The 4,335-nt window shown below is 71.0% G+C and carries 5 protein-coding genes; 2 read left to right on the forward strand and 3 right to left on the reverse strand.

Annotated features, from left to right (window positions below; all coding sequences use genetic code 11):
- Positions 1–1,019: 1,019 nt before the first annotated feature.
- Both EMA17_RS51085 and EMA17_RS51090 read right to left on the reverse strand, forming a co-directional pair.
- Positions 1,020–1,565, reverse strand: coding sequence for a GNAT family N-acetyltransferase (locus EMA17_RS51085; RefSeq protein WP_126644075.1), 546 nt, complete (start codon positions 1,563–1,565; stop codon positions 1,020–1,022).
- A 220-nt stretch (positions 1,566–1,785) separates the two neighbouring features.
- Positions 1,786–2,250 carry an SRPBCC family protein gene (locus EMA17_RS51090; RefSeq protein WP_246127504.1) on the reverse strand — a complete coding sequence of 155 codons (465 nt, stop codon included), beginning with the start codon at positions 2,248–2,250 and terminating at the stop codon, positions 1,786–1,788.
- A gap of 343 nt (positions 2,251–2,593) precedes the next feature.
- On the opposite strand from EMA17_RS51090, the gene EMA17_RS51095 reads away from it, so the two are divergent.
- The gene (locus EMA17_RS51095) at positions 2,594–2,908 is read left to right on the forward strand and encodes a hypothetical protein (RefSeq protein ID WP_126644077.1); all 315 of its coding nucleotides are present in this window, start codon (positions 2,594–2,596) and stop codon (positions 2,906–2,908) included.
- Between the two features lie 139 nt (positions 2,909–3,047).
- Here the strand turns inward: EMA17_RS51095 and EMA17_RS51100 are convergent, their stop codons facing one another.
- Entirely contained in the window at positions 3,048–3,248 is a 201-nt protein-coding gene (locus EMA17_RS51100; RefSeq protein WP_126644078.1) for a hypothetical protein, read from the reverse strand.
- A gap of 274 nt (positions 3,249–3,522) precedes the next feature.
- Here EMA17_RS51100 and EMA17_RS51105 point away from each other — a divergent pair, with 274 nt between their 5' ends.
- Positions 3,523–4,212 (forward strand): DedA family protein, encoded by a 690-nt coding sequence (locus tag EMA17_RS51105; RefSeq protein ID WP_126644079.1) that lies wholly within the window; start codon positions 3,523–3,525, stop codon positions 4,210–4,212.
- Positions 4,213–4,335: the final 123 nt, after the last annotated feature.

Consider the following 4,335-nt stretch of genomic DNA (forward strand, 5'->3'; position numbering starts at 1 on the left):
CGAGGCCGCAGGGACGGCGGGGCGACGGGACGGCGGGGCGACGGGGCGGCGGGACGGACGGGCGGATGGGACGGCGAGGCAGCAGGGACGGCGGGGCCAGGAACCGGCCGAGGCGGAGGCAGCGAACGGCAGGCGGCGACCGGCGAGATCCATTCAGCGGGCGGCAGGCAGCGAGCGACGGGCAGCGGACGGCGAGTTGCGGGCGACGAGCGGCACGCGACAGACAGCGGGCGACGGGCAACAGGCGGCAGGCAGCGAGCGACGGGTGGTAGGCGACGGGCAGTGGGCTGCGAGCGGCGGGTGACGAGTGGCAAGCAACGGGCAGCGGACGGCGAGTTGCGGGCGACGAGCGGCACACGACAGACAGCGGGCGACGGGCTGCGAGCGGCAATCGGCGAGCGACGGGGAGTGGGCGACGGGCGACGGGCGACGGGCAGCGGGCGACGGGCAGCGGGCGACGGGCTGCGGGCAGCGGGCTGCGGGCGACGGGGAGTGGGCTGCGGGCTGAGCGACGGGGAGTGGGCTGCGGGCTGCGGGCGACGGGCAGTGGGCTGCGGGCTGCGGGCTGCGGGCTGCGGGCAGTGGGCGGGTTGCCAATCGTGTGGGGCGGGGCGGGGGCACGGGAGAGTGCCTTCGGTTCTACCGGGCGACCTGTGAGCCGGCGTGGTGTCGCCTGTCTGTCGCCTATTGCTCCGAGCCACGGCTGCCGCTCGTGGGGTGCCGACTGCCATGTGCGCCCAACGCCTATCGGCTGCCGGCCGCTGCCTTCCGGCTGCCGGCCGCCGACGATCACCGGCCACCTTCTGCCGGATGCCAGGTGCCGGGTACCGGCCATCCGTCCACGCCTACGGCCAACGGCCATCACGCGCCGCTCGCTCGCGCCGCCGGCCGCCGTCTACCGGCCGCCGCTCGTCGCTGCCGGCTGCCCGCGTCCACCGCCTGTTGGGCGTCGCTGCTCGGTAGTGGCCAAGCGGCCGTGGCGGCCGCTCACCAACGCCCACGATCGTCGCTGCCGGCCGCTACAGCGGTGTCGGATCCTCGTCCTCCAAGGGCAGTTCGTCCCTGAGCAGGCTGTAGAAGACCACGTCCCGCCACCGGCCCGCTCGGAAGAGATAGGCGCGGGCCACGCCCTCCGGTGTGAAGCCGACCTTTTCCAGCGCGCGTTGTTCGGCAACGTTGTCGACCTCAGTCGCCGCCTCCACCCGCGCCGCCTGGGTGTGCGCGAACAGGTAGCGGACCAGCAGGAGTTGGGCTCGGGTTCCGAAGCCCTGGCCGCGCACCTCGGCGAACAGGTTTATCCCGACGTTCCAACAGTAGGAGGTGCGTGAGGTGACGATCTTGCGCCAGGCCACGAAACCCAGGACATCCGCCCCGCGAACCACCAGCAACTGCCCTCCGGTGTCCCCGAGAAAGCCGCTCTCGGTCCACTCGCGCCGCCACCGCCCGGGATCCGCCCACCCCTGCCAACCGAACGGACCGACCGCCTCGGGATCCGTGGAGAAACGTTCGAGAAGGGGGAGGTCGCCCTCGACCACCGGCCGCAGCGACACCTGTTCGTCACTCATGGTCCCGAACTCCGTTCGATCGTCGCGCTTCCGTCGACACCGCCGGGGCGCGGAGCCGACCCGCCGGGTACACGATCGGCACGATCACCACGGCAGCCGAGAATACCGCCGCAACGGCCGCCTGCCGATGCCCGTGGACATCCGTCGTCGCCGGTCGTCGCCGGTCGCCGCCCGTCGTCGCCCGAACGCGACGCCCTCGGGCAACGCAGGGGGCGAATACCTATTCGGACACTGCCGATTCGAGGGAGTCCTTCAGATACTCATTGCGCGCCTCGATCAACCGCATCATGTATCGATGCAGCCCGATCCACCCGACGACGGTGCCGATCGGGCCGAACGGAGCGGCGTAGTCGACGACATCGCGCATCACCGTGGCGCCGGCCCCGTCCGAGGTGAAGCGGTGCTCGTGGCGCCAGTACGCGAACGGCCCGCCGACCTGCTCGTCGACGAACCGACTCGGCTCCTCGTACGCCGTGATCCGCGAGGTCATCCGCCACACCACACCGAAATGCCGCGCCCGCCAGGTGACACTCTCGCCGAGCCCGATCCGGCCGGCGGTCACCCCTCCGATCGCCCGCTCCCCCGACGAAGCCATGGACGCGGTATGCGCGTCGATGTCCAGGGACGCCTCGAAAGCCCGTGCGGGCGTGACGCGGATGTGCGTGGTCGTCTCGAAATGCGGCACGAATCGAGCGTACGCGCTTGCCGAGAACGGCCGGTGGCGGGTGTGGGGCGGCCCGCCGGCTCCGGGAACACCCGCGAGGGCAGCGGCATTTCCGACGCCCGGCCCCGGTTCGACCCGGGCCGTGCCTGCCGGATGTCCCGAAGCTTCGTGCGGCCTGCTTCCACGCGCTCGTCGTTCATGTGACGTCGGCCGGCGTTTCCCTCTTGGTCGCCCCATGTGGCCGGCGGTTGGGCTTGGGTGGTCCCGGACGAGCCATCCCCGCCGCGTGCGGCGCGGCCCGGACCCGCCTGCACCCGCTCTGCCGTTCGACACATCCGACGTGACGAATCCAAGGAGTATGGCCATGGCGCTCCCCCAGTGCCCCCGGTGCGGCTTGTCGAACGAAGTCGTGCCGGATCGGGGCCGGCAACCGGACCGACCCGGGCCCTCGCCCGAGATCCCCCCGTGGTTCGGCTACGTGCTCCTGCCCGCGGCCACACTCGTCCTGTCGGTGTTCGTCGGCCTCTACGTCGGACTGCCGTTCGGGGTGGTCGCGTTCGGAACCTGGACCTGGGTGCGGTCGGATTCCAACCGCGGCAACGGTCGCGTACGGCCACCCGGCAACGAGTTCCTGTGCAACCGCTGCGTGCACAGGTTCATCACGCCCGAACGTATCTAGGCCGCACGCGGGCAGCGCAACCGCTCGACCACCAGGCGTCGTTCGGCAGCCGACGGCCGCTGCCGGACAGGCGGGCAAGGCGACACTGTTCGAGAACGCCTCGCGCAGACAGGTATCCGCACGCCCGAGCCGACGAGTCCTAGCCGTTCCGGGCGTCGCCGTCGTTCGAGCGATTGGCGCGGCGACGACGCATGCGTTCGCGGAGGGAGTCCGTCGAGGGGTCGAGCAGCGGTCGCTCGGCCGAGCCGTCCGGGGCCGGCTCACTCCACTGTCGGGCCTGCCGTACCAGCGCGGCCAGTTCGTCGGAGCCGTTCTCCCGCGATGCGTCGTGGTGCGTCATGGTGGACCCGATGCCCGCACCCATGCCGGCCACGGCTGAGAATTGGTCACGAATATGCGGCATATCGATAACAACGGTGGTGAAGGGGGCGCACCATGAAGCCATTTTCAGCCGGCCTCGCCCCCACCGCGTCACCCGCCCGGCCCACAGCGCTCTCAGCCGACTCTCAGCCGTGATGCGGCATCGTTTCGGGGACAGAGCCCCGGTATGTCGTCCCCGCCGTGACCCCGGCCGGCCGACACCGGATCGCGCGTTATCGAAAAAGGGAGCGCCCATGCCTTCGTCGGCCGTGTCCGACCTGGCCGTGAACGTGCTGGACGCGAGTTCGTTGTTGTCCGCCTTCGGGGCGCTCGGCATCGCCGTGGTGTTGTTCGCGGAGACCGGTCTGCTGGTCGGCTTCTTCCTGCCCGGCGACTCGTTGTTGTTCACCGCCGGACTGTTGTGCGTGCCGGGCTCCTCGGACCGGGTGCACCTGACCCTGTGGCAGGTGTTGCCCGCCGCCGTGGCCGGCGCCCTGCTCGGCGCCCAGTTCGGCTACGTCCTCGGCCGGCGCGGCGGACGCGCGCTGCTGGGCCGGTACAAGAATCGCGGCCTGCACGAAGGCGTGGCACGAGCCGAGGAGTTGCTGGTCAGGTACGGACACGCCAAGGCGGTGGTCCTGGCCCGCTTCGTCCCGGTCGTACGCACCGTGCTCAACCCGCTGGCCGGCGTTGTGGAGATGCCCGTACGCACCTTCACCCTGTGGCAGATCGTGGGCGGCACGATCTGGGCGGTCGGCCTGGTCCTGGCAGGCTACGGACTCGGCTCGTCGGTACCGAACGTGGACACCTACCTGCTGCCGATCGTGGCGGTGGTGGTACTGATCTCGCTTCTGCCGATCGCAGTGGAGGTAATCCGACAACGCAAACACCACCGCCCCGGGTCGGACTCGAACCCCGACCCCCACGACCGAAACGAACCCTGACCGAACGCACCTTCACCAGACACTTCGAGCGTTCCCGAGTGGGTGGGTCTATTTCGGCGTGCGTCGCGCCTTGGGTCGCGGGTGGCTGGTGCGGGGATGGTCGGAGTCGGTGGTGGGCCGCCG

The organism is Embleya hyalina (genome assembly GCF_003967355.1).
GTDB classification, from domain to species: Bacteria; Actinomycetota; Actinomycetes; order Streptomycetales; family Streptomycetaceae; genus Embleya; species Embleya hyalina.